Below are 21,182 nucleotides of genomic sequence, written 5' to 3' on the forward strand. Positions count from 1 at the left end.
CCTGGGGGCATCGCCCATCTCCCGCGCGTTATTGGGTTTACGGGCGCGCGGGGGGGGGGGCCCCCCCCGGTCCCCGGCCCCGCGGGGGGGGGGGGGGGCCCCGGGGGGGGCCCCGCCCCACCGCCTTTCCCCGGTGTCCCCCTCCTGAAGGGGAGCCGTCCGGCGAAGTCACGGGGATTCACTCCACCGGGCGGGCGCTCGGGGCGAAAGGGGAGTGAAAGGGGGCGCGTTACGCGCCGTGCGCCGTCCGGTGATCACCGGCGGCCTTACCGTCGTCAGCATGGGACGCGGGGACCTGGCGACGCTGGTGCGGATCTGCGATCCGGCGGGCCGGTCGCGCGGCACCGGCTTCCTCGCCGACCACCACGGAACGGTCGTCACCAGCCACGAAGCCGTCGACGGACTCGGACGCGTCCTGCTGCGCGCCCCGGGCGACCGGAGCTGGCTCGCCGAGGCCGAGGCCGTCACCCCCCTCCCGGAGAGCGGGCTCGCGCTCGTCCGCAGCGACGGACTCGGCGTCCGCCCCCTGCCGCTCGCCACCCGCGCCGAGATCGAACCCGGCACCTACGTCCGGATCGCGGCCCACGGCTGGCGCGAGGCCCGCGTCCTCGGCCCCGCCGCCGTCACGTACACCGCCGCCGACCGCTTCCACGACCTCGACGACGCCCTCGAACTCGCCATCGGCACCGAGGGCGCCGAGGCGCTCCGCCGGGGCGGACAGGCCGCCGGCGGCCCCGTCCTCGACACCACCACCGGCACCGTCCTCGCCGTCCTCGGCACCGCCCTCCGCGGCGCCCGGGCGACCGCCGGGTACGCGGTCCCGCTCCGGCCCGCCGGCCCCCTCGCCGACCTGCTGCGCCGCAACGCCGCCACCGTCCCCGCCTACGGGCCCGACCTCAACCTCGCCGGCATCCTGGAACTGACCGCCACCTCCACCGGACCCGCGCGCCTCCCCGACCCGTGGCCCGAACCCGTCGAACGCGCCGGGTGCGCCCGCGAACTCGACCGCTTCGCCACCGGGAACGCCCCCGTCCTCGCCCTGGTCGGCGCCCCCGGCACCGGCCGCACCACCGCCCTCGCCGCGCTCTGCGACCGCCGCGCCCGGGGCGCGGAACCGGCCCCCACCGTCCGGCTGCGCGGCGCCGACCTGCGCGCCGGGGACCGCTCCCTCGCCGACGCCGTCGGCCGCGCCCTGCACCAGGCCGGCCGGATCGTCGCCGCCTCCGGGGCGCTCGGCGACACCACCGCCGTGACCCCCGAACGGGCCGCCGCCCTCGCCCGGGAGGCGGGCCGGCCGCTCCTCGTCGTCCTCGACGGTCCCGAGGAGATGCCCCCGCTCCTCGCCCACCGGCTCCCCGCCTGGACCACCGCCACCGAACGCTGGCTCCGCGCCCACGAGGTCCGGCTCGTCACCGCCTGCCGCCCCGAACACTGGGAGCGGGCCGGCGCGCTCTACGGCCCCCACGCCCCGCACCGGCCCGCCGCGGCGACCGGGGGAGGGCCGCCCGCCGTCGTCCTCGGCCCGTACACCGAGGAGGAGGCCCGGGCCGTGCGCGAGGGGTACGGGCTCCGCGCGACGGACCTCGCCGAGGCGGACGCCCGGCACCCGCTCGCCCTGCGGCTGCTCGCCGAGGTCCGGGCCGCGCTGCCCGGAGAGGTGCCGGGGCGGCCCTGCCGCGAGGAGATCTTCACCGCCCACCTGGACCTGATGTGCCTGCGGATCGCCGTCCGGATCGCCGCCGGGACCCGGCCCCTCGTCCGGGGGACCGCCGTGCGCCGGCTCGCCGCGCGCGTCACCGGCCGGGTCCACGAGGCGGCCCGCCGCTGCCTCGGCCCCGGGCACGGCGTCCTCGACCGGGCCTCCTTCGAGGAGCTGTTCCCCTGGCGGGAGGGGTGGGCCCCGGCCGTCCTCACCGAGGGCCTGCTCGTCCCGGCCGGCTCCGGCTACCGCTTCGCCCACGAGGAACCGGCCGACTGGCTCCAGGCCGCCCACCTCGACCTGGACGCGGCCCTGCACGCCCTGGTCCACGCCCACCGCGGGACGCCGGCGGGACCCGGCCCTTCCGGCCGGACCCACCCGGACGCGGACCCCGCCGCCCCGGGAGCCGCCGGGCAGGGAGGCACCGGGCCGGGAGGCGTCCCCTCGGGAGCCGCCGAACCGGAGGTCGCCGTTCCGGCCGGTCGTCACCGGGCGGGAGCGGGCACCCCGCCCCCCGCGCTCCCGGACGTGCCCGGAGCGGTCCCGCGCGCCCCCGGCCCCCGCACGGCCCCGGACGGCCCCGGCCCCGCCGTACCCGCGCGGCGGGACGCCGCGCCGCCGGAAGGGCCGGACGGGCAGCCGCCCGTGCCCCGGCACCGGATCGGACCCGTCCTCCAGGCGCTCCTGCTGCTGCACCGGGAGCACGGACCGGCCGGGCTCGCGCCCAGGCTCGCCGCGCTCGTGGAGGCGCTGGCCGGGTTCGCGGACGCCGACCGGAACGGGGACGGCGCCTGGTGGGCCGCGCGGCTCCTCGGGGAGAGCGTCCGGCGGATGCCGGACCAGCGGCCCTACCTGCCCGTCCTGCGGCTGCTCGCCGACCGGATCGGCGCCCGCCCGGCCCGGCACCCCGTCTTCGCCGCCTTCGGGCCGGGGTTCTGGCGCGGCCTCGCGCTCGGGGAGGACGAGCGGATCGACCTGCTCCGGCGGCTCGTCCCCGCCGACCCGCCGGACGGCGAACGCTGCCTCGACGCCGTCGCGGAGATGCTCGCCGCCGACCCCCGGGGCGTCCAGCCGCTCCTGTGCCGCTGGTTCGGCGACGGACGGCCGCTGCCCGCCGCCCCGCACGCCACCGTCGCCACCACCGCCCAGGCGCTCCTCCACACCCACCGGCGGCTCGCCGTGGACGACCTGTGCGAGGCGCTGGTCGCCACCGCGCACCCGCTCGCCGAAGGTCTCCTCGGCGCGCTCGCCGAGGACGAGACCTCCGCCCTCTGCCGGGCCGTCGACCGCTGGGCCCACGACGACGGACGCCCGGAGCGGCGCGTCGCCGCCGCCGCGTACGGACACCTGGCCGCCGGCCGCGCCACCGCCCCCGCCGACCGCGAACTCCTCCGCTACGCGGCCCTCGCCCTGCTCGCCCGCCCCGGCGACCGGGCCCTGCACGGCGCCGCCCTCGGCCTCCTGATCCGCGACCCGCACACCCGCGCCGCCCACCTGCCCCGCGCCCGCACCGAACCCGGCGTCCCCCTGGACGCCCTCCTGGCGGCGCTCCCGACCCACCCCGAACCGGTCCTCGACGCCCTCGGGGAGCGGCTGGACGGCCCCGGCGCCACACCGGCCGCCGTCCTGCGGGCCCTCGCCGGGATCGACACGCCCTCCCTCGCCCGCCGCGTCGCGGCCTTCGTCCGCGACCGCGCCCTGCGCCACCCCGAGGACGCCCCGCACGTCGCCGCCTTCGTGGACCGGAGGTTCGAGGACGGACCGGAGGCCAGGGCCGTCCTCCACCCCCTGGTCACCGGCCTGATCCGGAGCCGCCCCGCCGCCCTCCGGCACGCCCTCGCCCCGGTGCTCGCCGCCCCCGGCACCGGCGCCTCCCGCCACCTGCGGGCCGAACTGCTCGACGTCCTCCTGGAGCACGAGCGGTACGAGGCCGACGCCGGCGAGCTGTCCGTCCTGGACGCCCTCCTGGAGGCCGCCGCCGAGGGCGCGGAGCGGCGCAGCGCGCCCCGCACCCGGCAGCTCACCCACCGCGCCGGGCTCCTGTACCTCCGTACCCCCGAGGGCGCCGGGCGGCTCGACCGGACGCTGGCCGCGCTCGTCCACGAGTGGCCCGTCTTCACCGAACTCCTCGGCGGCTGGATCGTCGCCGCCCCCGGCGACTGGGCGCCGCTGCTCGGCATCGAGACCCTGGACGCGCTGCGGAGCCCCGGCACCCCCATGCCGATGCGTGCCGACGGGCGGGGGCATGGCAGTCTTAGACCTGCTTAATCGGCGAACAGGCGGACGAGGAGCGGTCACAGTGCAGCGCTGGCGTGGTTTGGAGGACATCCCCCAGGACTGGGGGCGCAGCGTCGTCACCATCGGCTCCTACGACGGGGTGCACCGAGGGCACCAGCTGATCGTCGGACGCGCCGTCGAGCGCGCCCGCGAGCTGGGCGTCCCCTCCGTCGTGGTCACCTTCGACCCGCACCCCTCCGAGGTCGTGCGGCCCGGCAGCCACCCGCCGCTGCTCGCCCCGCACCACCGCCGCGCCGAGCTGATCGCCGGGCTCGGCGTGGACGCGGTGCTGGTGCTGCCGTTCACCGCCGAGTTCTCCCAGCTCTCCCCGGCCGACTTCATCGTCAAGGTCCTCGTCGACAAGCTGCACGCCAGGCTCGTCGTCGAGGGTCCCAACTTCCGCTTCGGCCACCGGGCGGCGGGCGACGTCGCCTTCCTCGCCGAACTCGGCGCCACCTACGACTACGGGGTCGAGGTCGTCGACCTGTACGTCAGCGGCACCGCGGGCGGCGGCCGGCCCTTCTCCTCCACCCTCACCCGCCGGCTCGTCGCCGAGGGCGACGTGACGGGCGCGGCCGAGATCCTGGGCCGCCCGCACCGCGTCGAGGGCGTCGTGGTCCGGGGCGCCCGGCGCGGCCGCGAACTCGGTTTCCCGACGGCCAACGTCGAGACCCTGCCGCACACCGCGATCCCGGCGGACGGCGTCTACGCCGGCTGGCTGACGGCCGCCGGGGAGCGGATGCCGGCGGCCATCTCGGTCGGCACGAACCCGCAGTTCGACGGCGTCGAACGGACCGTCGAGGCGTACGCGATCGACCGCGAGGGGCTCGACCTGTACGGGCTGCACGCGGCCGTCGACTTCCTGGCGTACGTGCGCGGCATGCTGAAGTTCGACACCCTGGACGGTCTGCTCCGGGCGATGGCGGACGACGTGCGGCGCTGCCGCGAGCTGACGGGGGAGTACGACCGGGAGCACCCGCACCGGGACTGACCCGGCGGCCCGTTCCCGGCCGCACCGCTCACCCCCTCTCCGTGCTCCCCCCGCTTGCCGTGTTTTCCGTGTTTTCCGGGTCTTCCGCCCAGTGGCAGGCGACCGCGCCCGCCCCGCCGCCGGGCAGGACCGGCGGGTCCTCGCCCCGGCAGCGGTCCGCGACCGCCGCCGCCGCGCCCGACGCGAGGACCTGGCAGCGGGCGTGGAAGCGGCAGCCGGAGGGGACGCGGGACGGGTCCGGGGGTTCGCCGGCCAGGACCACCGGGGTGCCGCCGGACTCCGGGAGCACCGACAGGAGCGCCCGTGTGTAGGGGTGCCGGGGCGCCGTCAGCACGGACTCCACCGGGCCCGTCTCCACGATCCGTCCCAGGTACATCACCGCCACCCGGTCCGCGATGTTCCACGCGAGCCCCAGATCGTGCGTCACCACCAGGGCGGACAGGCCGAGTTCGTCCCGCAGGCGCAGCAGCAGCGCCAGGATCTCGCCCCGCACGGACGCGTCCAGGGAGGCCACCGGCTCGTCCGCGACGATCAGTTCGGGCTCCAGGACCAGGGCGCCCGCGATGACCACCCGCTGCCGCTGCCCGCCGGACAGCTCGTGCGGGTAGCGCAGGAAGAAACGTTCCGGCGGACGCAGTCCGGCCCGCGCGAGGGCCCCGGCGACGGCGGCCCGCTCGTCCCCCGCGTACCCGTGGATCCGCAGCCCCTCCGCCACCGCGTCGTACACGGTGTGCCGGGGGTTCAGCGACCCGCTCGGGTCCTGCAGGACGAGCTGCGCCCGCTTCCGGTACGACTTCAGCGCCCCGGAGGAGTACGCGAGCGCCTCCCCGTCGAAGGAGACCGTGCCCGACGTGGGCCGGACCAGCCCGAGCAGCGAGCGGGCCAGGGTCGTCTTGCCGCAGCCCGACTCCCCGACGAGGGCGACGATCTCGCCCGTGCCGACGTCCAGGTCCACGCCGTCCACCGCGCGGGCGGCCGGCGCGCCCCGCCGCCCGGGGAAGACCACGCGCAGGTCCCGCGCCGAGAGCAGCGGTCCGGCCGCCGCCCCCGGACGCGCGGAGGCGTCCGTCCTCATGAAGCGCTCCCCACGTGTACGCAGGCGGCCCGGCGCCCCGCGCCCGCCTCCCGCAGCTCCTGGTCGGTCTCCGCGCACGCGTCCAGCGCCACCGGGCAGCGCGGGCGGAAGACACAGCCGTCCGGCAGCGCGGCCGGGTCCGGCGGATCGCCCGGCAGACCGCGCGGCGCCCGCCGGGACGCGGGGTCCCCGATGCGGGGGAACGCCGAGGACAGCGCCCGCCCGTAGGGGTGCGCGGCCGCCTCGTACACCGCCCGCGCCGGGCCCTCCTCGACGATCCGGCCCGCGTACATCACGGCGAGCCGGTCGCAGGTGTCGGCGAGGACCGCCAGGTCGTGGCTGATCATCAGGAGCCCGAGGGACCGCTCGGTGACCAGTCCCTCGATCAGCCGCAGGATCTGCGCCTGGATCATCACGTCGAGGGCGGTCGTCGGCTCGTCCGCGACGATCAGCCGGGGACCGCAGGCCAGCGCCATCGCGATCATCACGCGCTGCCGCTGCCCACCGGACAGCTCGTGCGGGTGGGCGGCGGCGCGCGCGGCGGGCAGACCGACCTGTTCGAGGAGTGCGCCGACCCGCTCCCGGGCCGCCGCCGGGGTCGCCAGACCGTGCACGAGCATCGGCTCCGCGATCTGGTCCCCGATCCGCCGCACGGGGTTCAGCGAGTGCATCGCGCCCTGGAAGACGATCGACGCGCCCGCCCAGCGCACGGCCCGGAGGCGTCCCCACGACATGGCCAGGACGTCCTCGCCGTCCAGCAGGATCTCGCCCTCCAGGCGCGCCGAGGCCGGGAGGAGCCGCAGCAGGGCGAGGGCGAGCGTGGACTTGCCGCAGCCGGACTCGCCGGCCACGCCCAGCCGCGTCCCCGCCTCCAGGGTCAGGTCGACCCCGCGCACGGCGGGCACGGCCGCCGCGCCCGTCCCGTACGTCACCCTGAGACCCCGTACGTCGAGCAGGCTCATCGCCCCACCCCCAGCTTCGGGTTGAGCACGGACTCGACGGTCCGGCCGCACAGCGTGAAGGCGAGCGCGACCAGGGCGATGGCGATCCCGGGCGGGGCCAGGTACCACCAGTGGCCGGAGGAGACCGCGCCCGCCTCGCGGGCGTCCTGGAGCATCCCGCCCCAGGAGACCACCGTCGGGTCGCCCAGGCCGAGGAAGGCGAGGGTCGCCTCGGTGAGGATGGCGGCCGAGATGCCGAGCGTGGTCTGCGCGAGGACCAGCGGCATCACGTTCGGCAGCACGTGCCGGGTCATGACGTGCCCGTCGCCGCCGCCGAGCGCGACCGCCCGCTCGATGTACGGACGGGACTCCACCGCGATCGTCTGCGCCCGCACCAGACGGGCGGTGGTCGGCCACGAGGTCACCCCGATCGCCAGGACCACCGTCCACAGCGAACGGGACATCACGGTGGCCAGCACGATCGCCAGGACCAGCGTCGGCATCACCAGGAACCAGTCGGTGATCCGCATGACGACGGTCGAGAACCAGCCGCCGTAGTGCCCGGCGACGATCCCCACCAGGGTGCCGATGGCGACCGAGAGGACCGCCGCGAGCAGACCGACGAGCAGCGAGACCCGCGCCCCCCAGATCAGCAGCCCGAGCAGGGGGCGCCCGAACCGGTCGGTGCCGAGCGGGAACCCGGCGCTCGGCGGTTCCAGGGCCGTGCCCGGCGCCTCCGTCACCGACTGCACGCCGGCGCCGACGAGCAGCGGGGCGGCGAGCGCGAGCAGGGCGGTCAGGACGAGCCCGGCGAGCCCGTACAGGCCGGCGCGGTGGGCGCGGTACCGCTTCCAGAAGCGGGCCACCGACGCCCGGCGGCGTTCCCGGGCGAGGGACGACGCCGAGGGGGCCTTCCGCGGGGGCCCGGGGAAGGTCTTCGCGGAGGGCTCCGGAGGCGGCTCGGGAGCGGACGTCGCGGAGGTCGTGGAGGAGGTCATCGGCCCACCCGGGGATCGAGCAGCGGATAGAGCAGGTCGGCGATCAGGTTCATCAGGATCATCGCTCCGGCGAAGACCACGAACAGGCCCTGCACCAGCGGCAGGTCGGGCACGCTGAGCGCCTGGTAGAACAGCCCGCCGAGCCCCGGCCAGGAGAACACCGTCTCCACCAGGATCGAACCGGCCGCCACGTGGCCCAGGTTGATGAAGACCATGGTCACGGTCGGGAGCAGCGCGTTCGGCACGGCGTGCCTGCGGCGCACGAGGTCGTCCCGCAGCCCCTTCGCCCGCGCCGTCGTCAGGTAGTCGCCGCCCATCTCGTCCAGGAGCGAGGACCGCATGACGAGGAGGGTCTGCGCGTAGCCGACCGCCACCAGGGTCACCACCGGCAGGACCAGGTGGTGGGCGACGTCGAGGACGTGCGCGAGACCGGTCGCGCCCGTGCCCGACTCCATGCCGCCGGTCGGGAAGAGGCCGGGGACCGGGCCCGCGCCGACCGAGAAGACGATGATGAGGAGCAGGCCGAGCCAGAAGGACGGCACCGACCACAGCGTCAGGGCGATCCCGGTGTTCAGCTTGTCGCCGAGCCCGCCGTGGCGCCAGGCCGACCGGGTGCCGAGCCAGAGTCCGAGCGCCGAGTAGATCACCACGGCGACCCCGGTGAGCAGCAGCGTCGCCGGGAGCTTCGCCGCGATCAGCTCCCCCACGGGGGCGTGGAACTGGAAGGAGGTGCCGAGGTCGCCCGTCAGGGCCTTCGCGCAGTAGTCGGCGAACTGCTGCCAGAGCGGCAGGTCGAGCCCGAACTGTCGCCTCAGCGTCGCCAGTTGCTCGGCCGAGGTGGGCACGCCGTGGGTCATCGCCCGCACCGGGTCGCCGGGAACGATCCGGAACAGGAAGAAGCTGGTGACGAGCACGGCGAGGAGGGAGACGAGCGCGCCGCCCAGCTTTCCCGCCGCGTGGCGGAGGAGGCCGGGGGAGACGCCGGCGCGGGACGCGCCGTCCGCGGTACGGACCGTGTCCGGCCGTACCGCGTCGGCGGGGGTGCCTGTCGTCGTCACCGGCTACTCGCGGTCGTCGGCGGTCGCGCGGCGGCGGCGGGCGGCCCAGACGCCCGCGCCGAGGAGGACGACGGCGGCGGGTCCGGCGACCAGCCAGATCCCGGCCGGCGAGGAGTCCGCCCCCGGCCCGGAGGACGACGCGGCGGGCACGGCCGACCACCAGCTCCAGTAGCCGTCCTGCCCCCACAGGTTCCCGGCGTCCGCGGGCATGGTCGTGATGGACGCGATGTGGTCCGTGCGGTACGCCTCCAGGGCGTTCGGGTAGGCCATGACGTTCATGTACCCCGTGTCGTACAGGCGGGACTGCATCCGCTTCACCAGATCCGCCCGCTCGGCCGCGTCGTACTCCGCCGCCTGGCGCGCGTAGAGCCCGTCGAACTCCTTGTCGCAGATGAAGTTGTCGGTGGCCCCGGTGTCCTTCGGCGTGGCCGGGAGGGTGCCGCAGGTGTGGATGGAGAGGACGTAGTCCGGGTCGGGGTTGACCGACCAGCCGTCGAAGGCGAGGTCGTAGTCGCCCTTCAGCCAGGGGTCCGAGACGCTGTCCAGGCACTCGACCTTCAGGCCGATGCCGAGCTTGCCCCACCACTCCTGGAGGTACTTGCCGACCGCCTTGTCGTTCGGGTCGGTGGCGTGGCAGAGGATGCGGAAGTCGAGCGGCCGGCCGTCCTTGCCGACGCGCTTGCCGTCGGCGTTCCTCCGGTACCCGGCGGCGTCGAGGAGCCTCTCCGCCCCGGCCGGGTCGTACGCCCGCCTCTGCGCGCCGGAGGGCTTCCAGAAGTACGTGCCGAAGCGGGGCGGGATGTACCCCTCGCCCTCGACGGCGTGGCCCTGGAAGACCTTGTCCACGAGGGCCGCCCGGTCCACCGCGAGGAAGAGCGCCTTGCGGACGGCCGGGTCGAGGAGCGCCTTGTGGCCGTTGCCGAAGGTCCTCCCGTCCCGGGCCCTCGCGCCGGGGTTGGTGGCGAGGGCGTAGAAGCGGCGGCCGGGGGCGTCGTTGACCTTGATGTTCTTCTGGGTCTTCAGGGCGGCCGCCTGGGCGGGCGTCAGGTTCGGTACGAAGGAGACCTCGCCCTTCTGGAGGGCCGCGACGGCGGCGTCCCCGTCCTTGTAGTACTTGAAGACCAGCTCGTCGAACTTGGGCGCGCCCCGCCAGAACCTCTTGTTCGGCTTGAGCCGGACGTACTGGTCGACCTTGAAGTCCGTGATGACGAACGGCCCGTTGCCCACGAGGGGGAACTGCTTGTCGTTGTTGAACTTCGAGAAGTCGGTGACCTTCTCCCAGACGTGCTTGGGCACGATCGGCACGTCGAGCGCGGTCATCGTCGCCTGCGGCTTCTTCAGCCTGATGACGAGGGTCTTCGGATCGGGCGCGGTGACCTTCTCGAAGTTGGCCGTGAAGCTGCCGTTGGCGGTGGCGGCGTTCGGGTCGGTCATCATCTTGTTGAAGGTCCAGGCGGCGTCCTCGGCGGTGGCCTGTCGCCCGTCGGACCAGAACGAGTCCCCGCGGATCGTGTACGTCCACGTCAGCTTGTCGGGCGAGGGGGTCCACGAGGTCGCCAGACCCGGGACCGTGCGGGCGTCCTTCGGGTCGTAGTTCGTCAGGTACTCGTAGGCCAGCCGGTGGATGCTCGTCGAGGTGAGTTTCTGGGCCAGGAACGGGCTCAGCGAGTCGATGCTCTGCGAGACCGCCACCGTGAGGGTGGTGCCCCCGGCCTTTCCGTCCTCGGCTCCGGCCGTGCCGGGGACGGCGGCGAGAGAGCCCGCGGCGAGACCGCAGGCGAGGAGCGGACGGAGGAGCCTGCGGGCGGGACTGGGACGGGGTGGGACCTTCGTGACCATGACCATGGGACGTGACCTCGCGTCGGAGTTACTGTCGTGGATCGTGGGCTGACGGTGAGTGAAGCGAAGGTGTATCAGCGGTGGTCTGCCGTCGTCAACGATGGCTCAAACCCCTTGTGGACTGCGGGAACGCCAAGAGGCCCCGTACCGGGGGACCGGTACGGGACCTCATTGGTCTACTCCTGTGACGCCCTACTGATGAGAGGCCGGCGGCGCCTGCGGAGGCAGCGGCTGCCCGGGCCACCGCTCGGGAGATTCCTGCGCCGGGACCGGCTGCTGCCAGGCCGGGGGCGCGTCCGGCAGGCCGGGCTGGGACGGATGGGGCTGACCGGGAGGGAACGGACCGGGCATCGGTCCGGGGCCCTGGTCCGGTGCCGGCCGGCCGTACGGCGGCTGCCCGGGTATCGGCTGACCGGGCATCGGCTGCCCCGGCGCCGGATGCGCCTGCGGCGCGGGGGGCGTGCCGGGCTGGGGGGCGTACGGCTGGCCGGGGGCGGGCTGTCCGGGGGCGAACGGGCCCGGCGCCGGCGGGACCGGTCCCCGCGGGCCCGGCATCGGCGGCGCCATGTGCGGGGGCGGCGCCCCCCGGCCGTCACCGGTCCACAGGCCCTGCGCCTGCTGCGCCCGGACGAAGTCCTCGGCCACCAGCGCCGACAGGTGGAAGTACGCCTCGCGGGTCTTCGGCCGCATCATGTCGAGGTCCACCTCGGCGCCGGCCGCCAGGTGCTCGTCGAAGGGCACGACCACGACCCCCCGGCAACGGGTCTGGAAGTGCTGCACGATGTCCTCGACCTTGATCATCTTGCCGGTCTCGCGGACCCCCGAGATGACGGTGAGGGAGCGCTGGACCAGATCGGCGTAGCCGTGCGCGGAGAGCCAGTCCAGGGTGGTCGACGCGCTGGAGGCGCCGTCCACGGAGGGCGTGGAGATGATGATGAGCTGGTCGGCCAGGTCGAGGACCCCGCGCATGGCGCTGTAGAGCAGACCCGTGCCCGAGTCGGTGAGGATGATCGGGTACTGCTTGCCCAGGACGTCGATCGCCCGCCGGTAGTCCTCGTCGTTGAAGGTCGTCGAGACGGCCGGGTCCACGTCGTTGGCGAGGATCTCCAGGCCCGAGGGCGCCTGCGAGGTGAACCGGCGGATGTCCATGTACGAGTTGAGGTACGGGATCGCCTGCACCAGGTCGCGGATGGTCGCCCCGGTCTCGCGCCGCACCCGGCGGCCGAGGGTGCCGGCGTCCGGGTTCGCGTCGATCGCCAGGATCTTGTCCTGCCGCTCCGTCGCCAGGGTCGCGCCGAGCGCGGTCGTCGTCGTGGTCTTGCCGACGCCGCCCTTGAGCGAGATGACCGCGATCCGGTAGCAGGAGAGGACCGGCGTCCGGATCAGGTCCAGCTTCCGCTGCCGCTCCGCCTCCTCCTTCTTGCCGCCGAGCTTGAAACGGGAGGCGGCGCCGGGGTTCCGGCTGGACTTGGGCTTCTGCTTGTTGTTCCGCAGCAGCCGGTCGGAGGAGAGCTCGACGGCGGCGGTGTACCCGAGCGGGGCCCCCGGCACCGAACGCTCGCGCTGGTCGTGCGTCACCGGCGAGGGCCAGGCCGCCCCGGTCCGGGGATCGACGGGCGGCTGTGCGTCGTGCGGGGAGTGCGGCTGGGGCTGGGGCTGGGGAGGCTGCGGGGGGACGGCACCGGGCTGGGGGAGCCCGTAGTCGCCCGTTTCCCGGGCCTGCGGCGGCACACCGCCGGGCTGCGGGTAGCCGTAACCGGCCGGCTGCGGGGGCGTCCTGGGGTGCGGGAAGCCGTAGCCGGGGTGCGGGGCGGGAGCCGGGGGCTGCGGGGGCTGGGGAGCCTGGGGGTAGCCGTATCCGGCCGGTTCCTGGGACTGCGGGGGCACGGGGCCGGGCGCGGCCGGCGCGGACGCGGGCGACGGCCGGGCGGCGGGCGGGGGCACCGGCTGGGCGCCGGGAGCCGGCGGGGCGGGCCACTGCTGGGCCGCCGGTGCCGCGGGCTGGAACGACGGCGGCAGGGGAGGGAGTCCGGGCGCGGCCCCGGGCTGCGGCGCGGCGGGCGGGAAGTCGCCGGGAGCGGCGGGACCGCCGGGGGCCGGGAAGGCACCGGGAACGGCGCCGGGGCTCCGGGGCACGTCGGCGGCAGGGGGCGCCGCGGTCTCCGCCCCCGCCTCCGCCGTGGTCTCCGTACCGGCCCGGGCGGTCCGGTCCTCCGGGGGCGTGGTGACGTCGGAGGCGTCGCCCGGCTCGCCGCCGTCCGTCACGGAGTCCGTCACGGACGGCTCGGCGTCCCCGGCCTCTTCCGGTGCCCCGGGGGAGGGCACGCCGGAACCCGCCGGGGCGTGGTCGTCCCCGGCCGGGGCCGGAGCGGCGTCCGGGCCCGCGTCCGGCACCTCGGCGCCGTCCGCCGGGGACCCGGTGGCCCGCTCCGCGACCTCGTGCCGGAGCGCGGCGGGAGAGAAGTGCATGGTGGCACCGCTCTCCACGTCTCCGTTTCCGCCCCCGGTGGGGGAGCCGGCCGGCGCCGGACCGTCGGTCGCGGAGCCGTCGGACGGCGCGTCGGCGGCCGTGAAGCCGTCGGGCAGCGAGCCGTTCGGCGCGGTGGGGTCCTTCGGCGCGGAGTCGCCCGGAGCCGGGGACGGCGTCGCCGGCGGCGCGGGGCTCCAGGGGGGCTCGTAACCGCTGTCCGCCGGGGGGCCCGGCACGGGGACCGGTGCTCCGCTCGGCGGCGGGAGAGCGACGCCACCCGCCCCCGTACCGTCCGGCGCGTTCTGCGTGTACCAGGCGGGCGGGGTGTAGTCGATGGTGAACTCACCCGTCGTCTCGGCGGGATCCGCGTCGGACTGATCGTCGGCGGGCGGATTCCAACCCCCGTGGATCTCGTCACGATCGCCGTTCACTTTGCCTCCTGGTGTGGTCGAGCACCCTTGTGCCGTCGTGGGCGGGGCCCTTCCAGCCTAATCGGCGCGGGCCACCTCCGGGCGGGCCCGGCAGCTCCGTCCCGCCCGTCTCCGGGGCCCGGTCCGGTCCCCAAGTGACCCGACCGCGCCGCAGAGTGAGAACCCCTACCGTTCAAAACGATGCAAAAAGGGACGTACGCGAGCGACTTCGTGCCGCTCAGTCCATGCGGCGCGCGCCGCCCAACAATCCGGTCTCGACGTCCGTCGCCTGCGTCATCACGAACTGGCGGTCGTCCGGGGTGCACCAAAGGGTGACCCCGTCCGCGAGCGTGGACAGCGCCTCGTACGCGTGGCGCGGCAGGTTCATGATGCGGCCGATCCGGACCGCCTCGTCCGGGGACACCCGCTGGACCCCGGCCAGGGAGGACTTCTCCAGGAGGCGGGGCGCGACCGGGCTGAGATAGGGGAGCAGCGTCACCACCGACTGCCAGGGCGTCGACACGACGCGGCCGCGCGGCGGTCGCATGCCGCAGTCGCGCACCACGACCACCGGGCTGCCCGCCGACGCGCCCTGCGGCGGCACCCGGCCCACGTCGTGCAGCGTGATGCAGGGCTGCCCGCCGCCCGCGGCCCGGGCCAGCGCCGTCCACGCCTGCGCGCGACCGGTCTCGACCGCCACCCGGGCGCCCGTCGCGGCGGCCCGCAGCGCCAGGACCTGCGCGGTCCACAGGCCGCCGATGAGGGTGACGTCGTACGGGACGGGGCGGTTGATGCCGAGCACGGCGGGGCGGCCCTCGGCGTCGACCCCCATGACCACGCCGTCGTCGCCCACCGGGAGGGCCAGCGCTTCGAGTTGCTCCACGGACACGGAGTGCCGGTCGCGGCGCGGTCCGACGAGCCCGAAGCCGAACCGGGGCCGTCCGCCCCGTCCGGCGGGCCGGGGGAGGGGCGCGGCGGCGGGGGCGTCCGTCCGTCCGCCGTACGTACCGGTGGCCGGCCGCACGCCATGGGCACCGGAGGCGCCATCGACACCGGGAACGCCGGGCGCGCCGGTGAGTCCGGGAGCCCCCGCGCCCGGCTGTGCACCGGGGCCGGGGAAGCCGTGCGGTTCGTGCGGGGCGGCGGTGGACATCAGCGCGCACCCCCCAGCGGAAGCGTCGCCAGGACGCCGGGCACCTGTTCCCGGTCCAGTCGCACGAGCCCCGTCCTCACCCCGCGCGCCGCGCGCTCCAGTTCGTGCCGCGCGGCCACCAGTTCCTCGTCGCTGCGCCCGGTGATCCGTACGTGTCCGGTCACCGTCACCTCCTGCCGGTCCCCGCCGCTCAGCGTCAGGCTGAACGTCGTCGCGAGCGCGGGCAGCGAGGTCAGCAGGGCCACCAGCTGCGGCATCGACGCGCCCGCGCCGCCGTTCCGGCCGCCCAGCCGGGGCCAGCGCCCCACCCAGTACGTCGTGTGCCGGCGGTCGTCCACCCGCCAGGTGCGGGTGGTCTCCCGGGCCCGCCGCTCCTGCGGCCGGCCCCGGCCCGCCTGCGCGATCGCCATCGGGCTCGCGCAGCTGGACGTGGCGAGCGCCGAGGTGAGCTCCTGCTCGGTCAGCACGCTCGCCCGGAACCCGGCGCCCGCGAGCCGGCTCGCCAGCTGGTCGGCCGCGCGCACCAGGCACTTCTGCGCGCCCGTCATGCCGCCGCCGCGCGCGGCGACCGCCTCGGGACAGAGTTCGGGGTCGAGCTTGAGCGCGATCCAGGTGATCCGCACCGCGGGCGAACCCGTCCGCGCCTGGAGCGGGCCGTAGTTGCGCACCGCCATCGACTGCGCGGGCAGGTGCGGCGCGGGGGCCGGCTGCGTGTGCTGGACGATCTGCGCCGACTCCAGCCGGATGCCGTCCACGCTGAGCGCGTCCCGGACGATCCCGACCGGCAGCGGCCGCGCCGCCCGGTCCGGCCGCAGCGCCGTGCCCTCCGCGTCCACCCGCAGGACCGCGGTCAGGAAGGTGCCGTCCCCGACCATGCCGACCGGACGCCGGTCACGGTCGCCGTACGTGAGGGTCCGCAGCGCCGGGTCGCACTCCATGATCGGCGCGAAGCCCGGCTCGGTGCCCTCGGGCACCGTGAACGACGCGGCCCGGCGCGTCCGGGCGCGCAGCGCGAGGAAGGTGCCGAGCCACTCGGGCAGGGAACGCCGGCGCCGGCGCACCACGGCCAGCAGGACGAGCACGACGGCCACCACGCCCGCCGGTGCCAGCAGGACCGGCTCCACGGCCCAGGCGACGAGCAGCAGGGCCGCCGCCACCTCGATCAGTACGAGCTGTTGCAATCGGAACGAACCGAAATGACCGGGGCGGGCCTGGAGCCTCGGCGAGACCGAGGAGCCGGGTCCCGCGGGCGGGGGAGCGGAGGCGGCGGCCGCTGCGGGCCGCCTCCGCGTCGCGGAAGCCATGATGGAGAATCCCCCTCAATTCGTCCCGATGACCCTGGCCTGCCAGGGCTTTGGCGGCCGGATCACCCTACCCGCCCCACGAACCCCACGGGGCAGCAGGCATAGTAGGGGGCCGGTCCGACGGCCGGGGCCCGGGTGCCACCGCCCCGGCCGCCCCGCGAGGAGACCGCGCCTGACGAGAATGGGGACTCATGGCATCGCGACGGGACGAGCTCAACGCGTACACCTTTGCGAAGAAGCGCACGGTGGCGGCATTCCTCCAGCCCTCTCCCTCCGGCACCGAGGAAGGGGCGCCGAAGCCGCTGCGCGCGGTCCTCCCCGGGCTGGTCGTCGCCGCGTTGGCCGTCGCCGGGTTCGGCGCCTGGGGCATGTTCAAGCCCACCGCCCCCAAGGGCTGGGACGACCCCGGCACCCGCGTGATCGTCGGCAAGCAGTCGACGACCCGGTACGTCGTCCTGGAGACCGGCAGGGGCAAGGACCGGAAGACCCTGCTCCACCCCGTCCTCAACCTCACCTCCGCCCGGCTCCTGCTCGACCCCGACAAGTTCCAGGTCGTCCAGGTCGAGGACGGGAAGCTCGACGAGGGCAAGCCGCCGCGCGGCCCGATCCTCGGCATCCCCTACGCCCCCGACCGGCTGCCCGCGGCGGACGACGCGGGCAGGCCCAAGCGCTGGGCCGTCTGCGAACAGCCCGGCGGCGGCAAGGGCGCCGGCGTCCAGAAGGCGACCTTCCTCTTCGCCGAGCGCGACCTCGGGCGGACCGAGGGCCCTGGCCGGCTCGGGGACGGACAGGTCCTCTACGTCAGGGGCGAGAAGGGGAACGCCCGGTTCCTCGTCGACCACACCGGCACCAAGTACCCCGTGAAGGCCGGCTCCACCGGCCTCCTGACCGCCCTCGTCGGCCTCGGCAAGGAGCCGCAGCCCGTCACCGACGACTGGCTCGCCACCCTGAAGGCCGGCGACCAGATCGACTTCCCGCGCATCGACGGACGCGTCGGGGACCCCGCCGGCATCCCCGGCGACACCCTCACCGGGACCGAGAACCGCATCGGCATGGTCCTCCTCGCCCAGACCGGCTCCGGCCCCCAGCACTACGTCGTGCTCGCCGGGAAGGTCCGGCCCGTCACCCCCTTCACCGCCTGGCTCCTCATCAACTCCCCGCAGACCGCCGTCCTCGACATGGACGGCAGGGCCACCGCCGTCGACGCCTCCTCCGTCGACCCGGACCCCACCCCCTTCCACGACGGCGCGCGCTGGCCCCGGCTGAAGTCCACCCGGGTCAACGCCGTCTCCGGCCCCGGCGCCCGCGACACCGTCTGCAGCGTCCTCACCCACGTCGACGAGAAGGGCGGGACCACCCTCACCACCTGGGCCGGCCGCGACTATCCCGCCGACATCACCGCCGGGGGCACCAGCACGTACGTCACGCCCGGCACCGGCCTCCTCTACACCCAGATCCAGGGCCGGCAGAAGACGCCCGACGGCTCCCTCTTCCTCGTCACCGACACCGGCCTGCGATACGCCGTCCAGGCCAACGGCGACAGCGACTCCGACCGCTCCGAGATCGGCGCGGGGAAGCAACCGCGGAGCGACGGGCGCCCGGAACCCAGCGACGCCCAGAAGCGTCTCGGCTACGAGAAGGTCACCCCGGTCCTGGTGCCGATCGAGTGGTCCGAGTTCCTTTCGAAGGGCCCGCGCCTGGACACCAACAGCGCGCGCCAGCCGCAGGGTTCCTAGGGGATGGCGCCGGTGACGACCACGCACCGCACGGCGGCCCTGCTCACCGCCGGCACCCTCGCCCTCCTCCTCCCGGCCCCCGCGGCGACCGCCGCGACGCCCCGGGAGGCGCCGGTCCTCGACGGCGGCGGCGAGTGCGCCTTCCCCATGAAGGAGCAGATCCGGGGAACCCCCTGGCCGCTCCAGCGGGTCCTCCTCGACGAACTGTGGCAGGACACCAGGGGCAAGGGCGTCCGGGTCGCCGTCATCGACACCGGGGTCGACGACGTCAACCCGCAGCTGCGCACCGCCGTCGACGCCGGGGCGGGCAAGGACTACCTCGAACCCGACAAGAAGAATCCGGGCCCCGGCGACGAGAGGCGCGGCAGGACGGACGGCACGGTCGACGAGGTCGGTCACGGCACCAAGGTCGCGGGCATCATCGCCGCCCGCCCCCGCGAGGGCACCGGCTTCGTCGGCCTCGCCCCCGAGGCGACGATCATCCCGATCCGGCAGAACGACGAGAAGAACAACGGCAAGACCGACACGATGGCCCGGGCCATCGACTGGGCCGTCGCGAAGAACGCCCACGTCATCAACATCTCGCAGGACACCACCCAGGCCCTCTCCCCGAAATCCGCCCTGGCCAGGGCCGTGGCGAACGCGATATCCAAGGGTGTCGTCGTCGTCGCCTCCGCGGGCAACGACGGCGTGGACGGCGCCCTCGGGAACACCTACCCGGCCGCCTTCCCCGGCGTCCTCGCCGTCGCCTCCTCGGACCGCAACAACGAGCGCGCCGCCTTCTCCCAGTCCGGGACCTTCGTGGACGTCGCCGCCCCCGGCGTCGACATCGTCTCCACCGTCCCCGGCGACGGCCAGTGCGTCGACAACGGCACCAGCTTCTCCGCCCCGTACGTCGCGGGCGTCGCCGCCCTGCTCCGCGCCAAGTACCCGAAGTGGACCCCGGCCCAGATCGTCGCCCGCATCGAGCAGACCGCCGTCCGCTCCGTCAACGGGCGTGACAATCACGTCGGTTGGGGCGTGGTGGATCCCGTACGGGCCCTCGCCGACCTCCCCGGCACACCGCCGTCCTCGCCCACGCCCGACCCCGGCCCGCCCAGGCCGCCGGCCCCCGAGCCGGCCCGCCTGGCCCTGTCGGAGACGCCCCAGGAGCGCTCCGAACGGCTCGCCACCTACGCGTTGGGGATCGGAGCCGTCCTGGTGGCCGTGGTCGCCGGAACCGCCACCGTGATCCGTGACGGCCGCCGCCGGAAGGGGGCACGCCCGTGAACGGTTCTCCGGACAGGGCTTTGCAGTTGGAACTGTCGTACCGAGTGGCTAGAGTGACCGTTGTTCTTGCGGGACGGGGGATGTGACGTGGCAGGACCGGACGGGCACGGCAAGAAGGATCTGGAAGTCGGAGAGGTAACCCTCCAGACGTTCCAGACGCGCATGCAGAAACTGCTCGACGAGCTGAAGAGCTCGCCCGCCGAACACACGAAGATCGGCGAACAGAGGATCACACCGGACGCGTACGGCACGGGCTTCGCCGCCGCAACCGAGCTGCACGGGGCGTACGACAAGGTGCGCACACGGCTCGAAGAGCTGACGAGGATCTTCGGCGAGACGATCGAGGCGATGGGCATTCGCGCCCGGATCGCCGACAAGGGGTACTCGGGCGTGGACGAGGAGGAGCGGCAGCGCTTCGCCGCGATCCAGAAGTCCGTCGAGACGGGCACCAGCAAGCACCACGGCACCGGAGGCCGGGGCGCGCCCACGCCCGAGCAGCCGGTCACACCGACGCACGGGACCGCCGACACCGGCGGATTCAGCTGACGCCGACGGGGGAGGAACACACGATGTCGGGAGAGTTCGAGGGGAAGTCCCTGGACGCCCTGTACGCGATGATCGCGTCGGCCAGGCCCGAGGAGCTGTCGAGCAGCGGGACCGCCCTCGCGGCCGCGGTGCCCAAGATCCTTGCCATCGCCACCGATCTGCGGCACTACATCAGCCGCGTGGAGTGGGAGGGCGAGGGCGGCGACGCGTTTCGCAAGTGGGGCGCGGGCATGGTCTCCGAGACCCTGGTCCTCGGCGACTTCACCAAGGTCGTCTCCGAGGAGATGAAGCGCGCCGGCCAGGCCCTCACCGAGGCGAAGGCCGCCGTGCCGAAGCCGGCGGGCATGTGCTTCGCGGACCCGGAGAAGGAGAAGGCCCGCATCGAGGCCGAGAAGGGCCCGAAGCTCCAGGAGGCGATCCAGCAGCTCCAGCGCCTGTCGTCGTACTACGACGCGACGCGGGAGCGGATCGCGACGGAGCGGCAGCCGGAGTTCAAGCCGTTGAACGGCTCCGTCGACCTCGGTGAGAAGGCATACGGCCCCGGAGACGGAACCGGCTCCGGGACGTCTTCGGGCACAGGTACAGGCTCAGCCCCCACCGTCCACTCGCCCTCCCTGCGGCCCGCGGAGCCGGGCACCGGCGGCGCCGACCGGATCACTCCGCCGTCCCCCTCGCCGACGCAGCCGTCCACGCCTCCTCCGCCGGTCGCACCGCCGGACAGGGTGGTGGACACCCGCCTCGACTCGGTGACCATTGCTCCGGAGGCACCGAACCGGCCCACGACGCAGCCCCCTGCCGTGCAGCCCCCGACGACGAGCGGACCGGGGCCCGTGCTCCCTCCCGTCGCTCCGCCCTTCGGTCGGCAGACCGGTCCCCAGGGCGGCCACCCGCTCCCGCGCCCGGCCACCCCGGGGCCGTCCGGTCCCGTCACCCGCGCCCCCGGGCTCACGGGTCCCGGCCCGCTGGGCTCCGCTCCTCGGGCCGAGGGCATCATCGGTGGTCGGCAGGTCCCGGGCCACGCCGGACCCGGCCGGCCGGGACGCGTGTCCATGCCCATGGGCACGGTCATCGGTGAGGAGCGCGCCGCCTCCCAGCTCGGCCGCGGGGCCACGGGCATGCACGGTCCCGGTGCCGGAGGTTTCGGCGGCGCCCCCGGCAGCACGCCCGGTGCGGCGGGCCGCCGACTGGCGACCCAGCCGGGCGGAACGGTGGGATCCGCCGCCACGTCCGCCACGGGCGGGCGTGCCTTCACCCCCGGCGGCACGGGACTCGTCCGTCCCCCGGCCTCCACCGACCCGGACCGGAAAGAGCGTCGCGAGACGCGCAACCGTCCCGACTACCTGTCCGAGGACGAGGAGACGTGGACCTCGGGACAGCGCCGGATCGTCCCGCCCGTCATCGACTAGGAGTCTCCCC

Annotated in this window: 14 protein-coding genes; 6 read left to right on the top strand and 8 right to left on the bottom strand. The window is 75.2% G+C overall.

Features of this window, described 5'->3' with window-relative positions; all coding sequences use genetic code 11:
- Positions 1-280 precede the first annotated feature (280 nt).
- On the top strand, positions 281-3,967 hold the full coding sequence (locus ACFYZY_RS28085; protein WP_388699585.1) for a trypsin-like peptidase domain-containing protein: 3,687 nt from the start codon (positions 281-283) through the stop codon (positions 3,965-3,967).
- A gap of 31 nt (positions 3,968-3,998) precedes the next feature.
- Positions 3,999-4,967, top strand: a complete 969-nt coding sequence (locus ACFYZY_RS28090; RefSeq protein WP_388699587.1) for a bifunctional riboflavin kinase/FAD synthetase — start codon at positions 3,999-4,001, stop codon at positions 4,965-4,967.
- A gap of 28 nt (positions 4,968-4,995) precedes the next feature.
- On the opposite strand, the gene ACFYZY_RS28095 is transcribed toward ACFYZY_RS28090, so the two are convergent.
- The 8 genes from ACFYZY_RS28095 to eccE form a co-directional block, all read right to left on the bottom strand.
- On the bottom strand, positions 4,996-6,042 hold the full coding sequence (locus ACFYZY_RS28095; protein ID WP_388699588.1) for an ABC transporter ATP-binding protein: 1,047 nt from the start codon (positions 6,040-6,042) through the stop codon (positions 4,996-4,998).
- Complete coding sequence (locus ACFYZY_RS28100; protein WP_388699590.1) at positions 6,039-7,004, bottom strand: ABC transporter ATP-binding protein; 966 nt, start codon at positions 7,002-7,004, stop codon at positions 6,039-6,041. The genes ACFYZY_RS28095 and ACFYZY_RS28100 overlap by 4 nt, the downstream gene beginning before the upstream one ends.
- On the bottom strand, positions 7,001-7,981 hold the full coding sequence (locus ACFYZY_RS28105; protein WP_388699592.1) for an ABC transporter permease: 981 nt from the start codon (positions 7,979-7,981) through the stop codon (positions 7,001-7,003). The genes ACFYZY_RS28100 and ACFYZY_RS28105 overlap by 4 nt, the downstream gene beginning before the upstream one ends.
- Positions 7,978-9,039, bottom strand: a complete 1,062-nt coding sequence (locus ACFYZY_RS28110; protein ID WP_388699594.1) for an ABC transporter permease — start codon at positions 9,037-9,039, stop codon at positions 7,978-7,980. The genes ACFYZY_RS28105 and ACFYZY_RS28110 overlap by 4 nt, the downstream gene beginning before the upstream one ends.
- A 3-nt stretch (positions 9,040-9,042) precedes the next feature.
- Positions 9,043-10,878, bottom strand: coding sequence for an ABC transporter substrate-binding protein (locus tag ACFYZY_RS28115; protein WP_388699656.1), 1,836 nt, complete (start codon positions 10,876-10,878; stop codon positions 9,043-9,045).
- A 192-nt stretch (positions 10,879-11,070) separates the two neighbouring features.
- Positions 11,071-13,779 (bottom strand): SCO5717 family growth-regulating ATPase, encoded by a 2,709-nt coding sequence (locus tag ACFYZY_RS28120; protein ID WP_388699596.1) that lies wholly within the window; start codon positions 13,777-13,779, stop codon positions 11,071-11,073.
- Between the two features lie 217 nt (positions 13,780-13,996).
- Positions 13,997-14,782, bottom strand: coding sequence for a hypothetical protein (locus ACFYZY_RS28125; protein ID WP_388699657.1), 786 nt, complete (start codon positions 14,780-14,782; stop codon positions 13,997-13,999).
- Between the two features lie 128 nt (positions 14,783-14,910).
- The gene (gene eccE, locus ACFYZY_RS28130; protein WP_388699598.1) at positions 14,911-16,215 is read right to left on the bottom strand and encodes a type VII secretion protein EccE; all 1,305 of its coding nucleotides are present in this window, start codon (positions 16,213-16,215) and stop codon (positions 14,911-14,913) included.
- Between the two features lie 191 nt (positions 16,216-16,406).
- Between eccE and eccB the strand changes: the two genes are divergently transcribed.
- The 4 genes from eccB to ACFYZY_RS28150 all read left to right on the top strand — a co-directional run bounded on the left by eccB (position 16,407) and on the right by ACFYZY_RS28150 (position 21,172).
- Positions 16,407-17,951: a type VII secretion protein EccB gene (gene eccB / locus ACFYZY_RS28135; protein ID WP_388699599.1), complete on the top strand. Its 1,545-nt coding sequence runs from the start codon at positions 16,407-16,409 to the stop codon at positions 17,949-17,951.
- Positions 17,952-17,954: 3 nt separating this feature from the next.
- Positions 17,955-19,220, top strand: coding sequence for a type VII secretion-associated serine protease mycosin (gene mycP / locus ACFYZY_RS28140; RefSeq protein WP_388699601.1), 1,266 nt, complete (start codon positions 17,955-17,957; stop codon positions 19,218-19,220).
- Positions 19,221-19,307: 87 nt separating this feature from the next.
- Positions 19,308-19,766 carry a hypothetical protein gene (locus tag ACFYZY_RS28145; protein ID WP_388699603.1) on the top strand — a complete coding sequence of 153 codons (459 nt, stop codon included), beginning with the start codon at positions 19,308-19,310 and terminating at the stop codon, positions 19,764-19,766.
- 23 nt (positions 19,767-19,789) lie between these two features.
- Positions 19,790-21,172: a hypothetical protein gene (locus ACFYZY_RS28150; RefSeq protein ID WP_388699606.1), complete on the top strand. Its 1,383-nt coding sequence runs from the start codon at positions 19,790-19,792 to the stop codon at positions 21,170-21,172.
- Positions 21,173-21,182 lie beyond the last annotated feature (10 nt).

This window comes from Streptomyces sp. NPDC001744, assembly GCF_042892575.1.
Taxonomy (GTDB): domain Bacteria; phylum Actinomycetota; class Actinomycetes; order Streptomycetales; family Streptomycetaceae; genus Streptomyces.

Excerpts from the sequence above, each read along its gene's own strand:
- eccE (WP_388699598.1), bottom strand. The coding sequence starts at position 16,215 with ATGGCTTCCGCGACGCGGAGGCGGCCCGCAGCGGCCGCCGCCTCCGCT.
- ACFYZY_RS28100 (WP_388699590.1), bottom strand. The coding sequence starts at position 7,004 with ATGAGCCTGCTCGACGTACGGGGTCTCAGGGTGACGTACGGGACGGGC.
- ACFYZY_RS28115 (WP_388699656.1), bottom strand. The coding sequence starts at position 10,878 with ATGGTCACGAAGGTCCCACCCCGTCCCAGTCCCGCCCGCAGGCTCCTC.
- eccB (WP_388699599.1), top strand. The coding sequence starts at position 16,407 with ATGGCATCGCGACGGGACGAGCTCAACGCGTACACCTTTGCGAAGAAG.
- ACFYZY_RS28095 (WP_388699588.1), bottom strand. The coding sequence starts at position 6,042 with ATGAGGACGGACGCCTCCGCGCGTCCGGGGGCGGCGGCCGGACCGCTG.
- ACFYZY_RS28150 (WP_388699606.1), top strand. The coding sequence starts at position 19,790 with ATGTCGGGAGAGTTCGAGGGGAAGTCCCTGGACGCCCTGTACGCGATG.
- mycP (WP_388699601.1), top strand. The coding sequence starts at position 17,955 with ATGGCGCCGGTGACGACCACGCACCGCACGGCGGCCCTGCTCACCGCC.
- ACFYZY_RS28085 (WP_388699585.1), top strand. The coding sequence starts at position 281 with ATGGGACGCGGGGACCTGGCGACGCTGGTGCGGATCTGCGATCCGGCG.
- ACFYZY_RS28105 (WP_388699592.1), bottom strand. The coding sequence starts at position 7,981 with ATGACCTCCTCCACGACCTCCGCGACGTCCGCTCCCGAGCCGCCTCCG.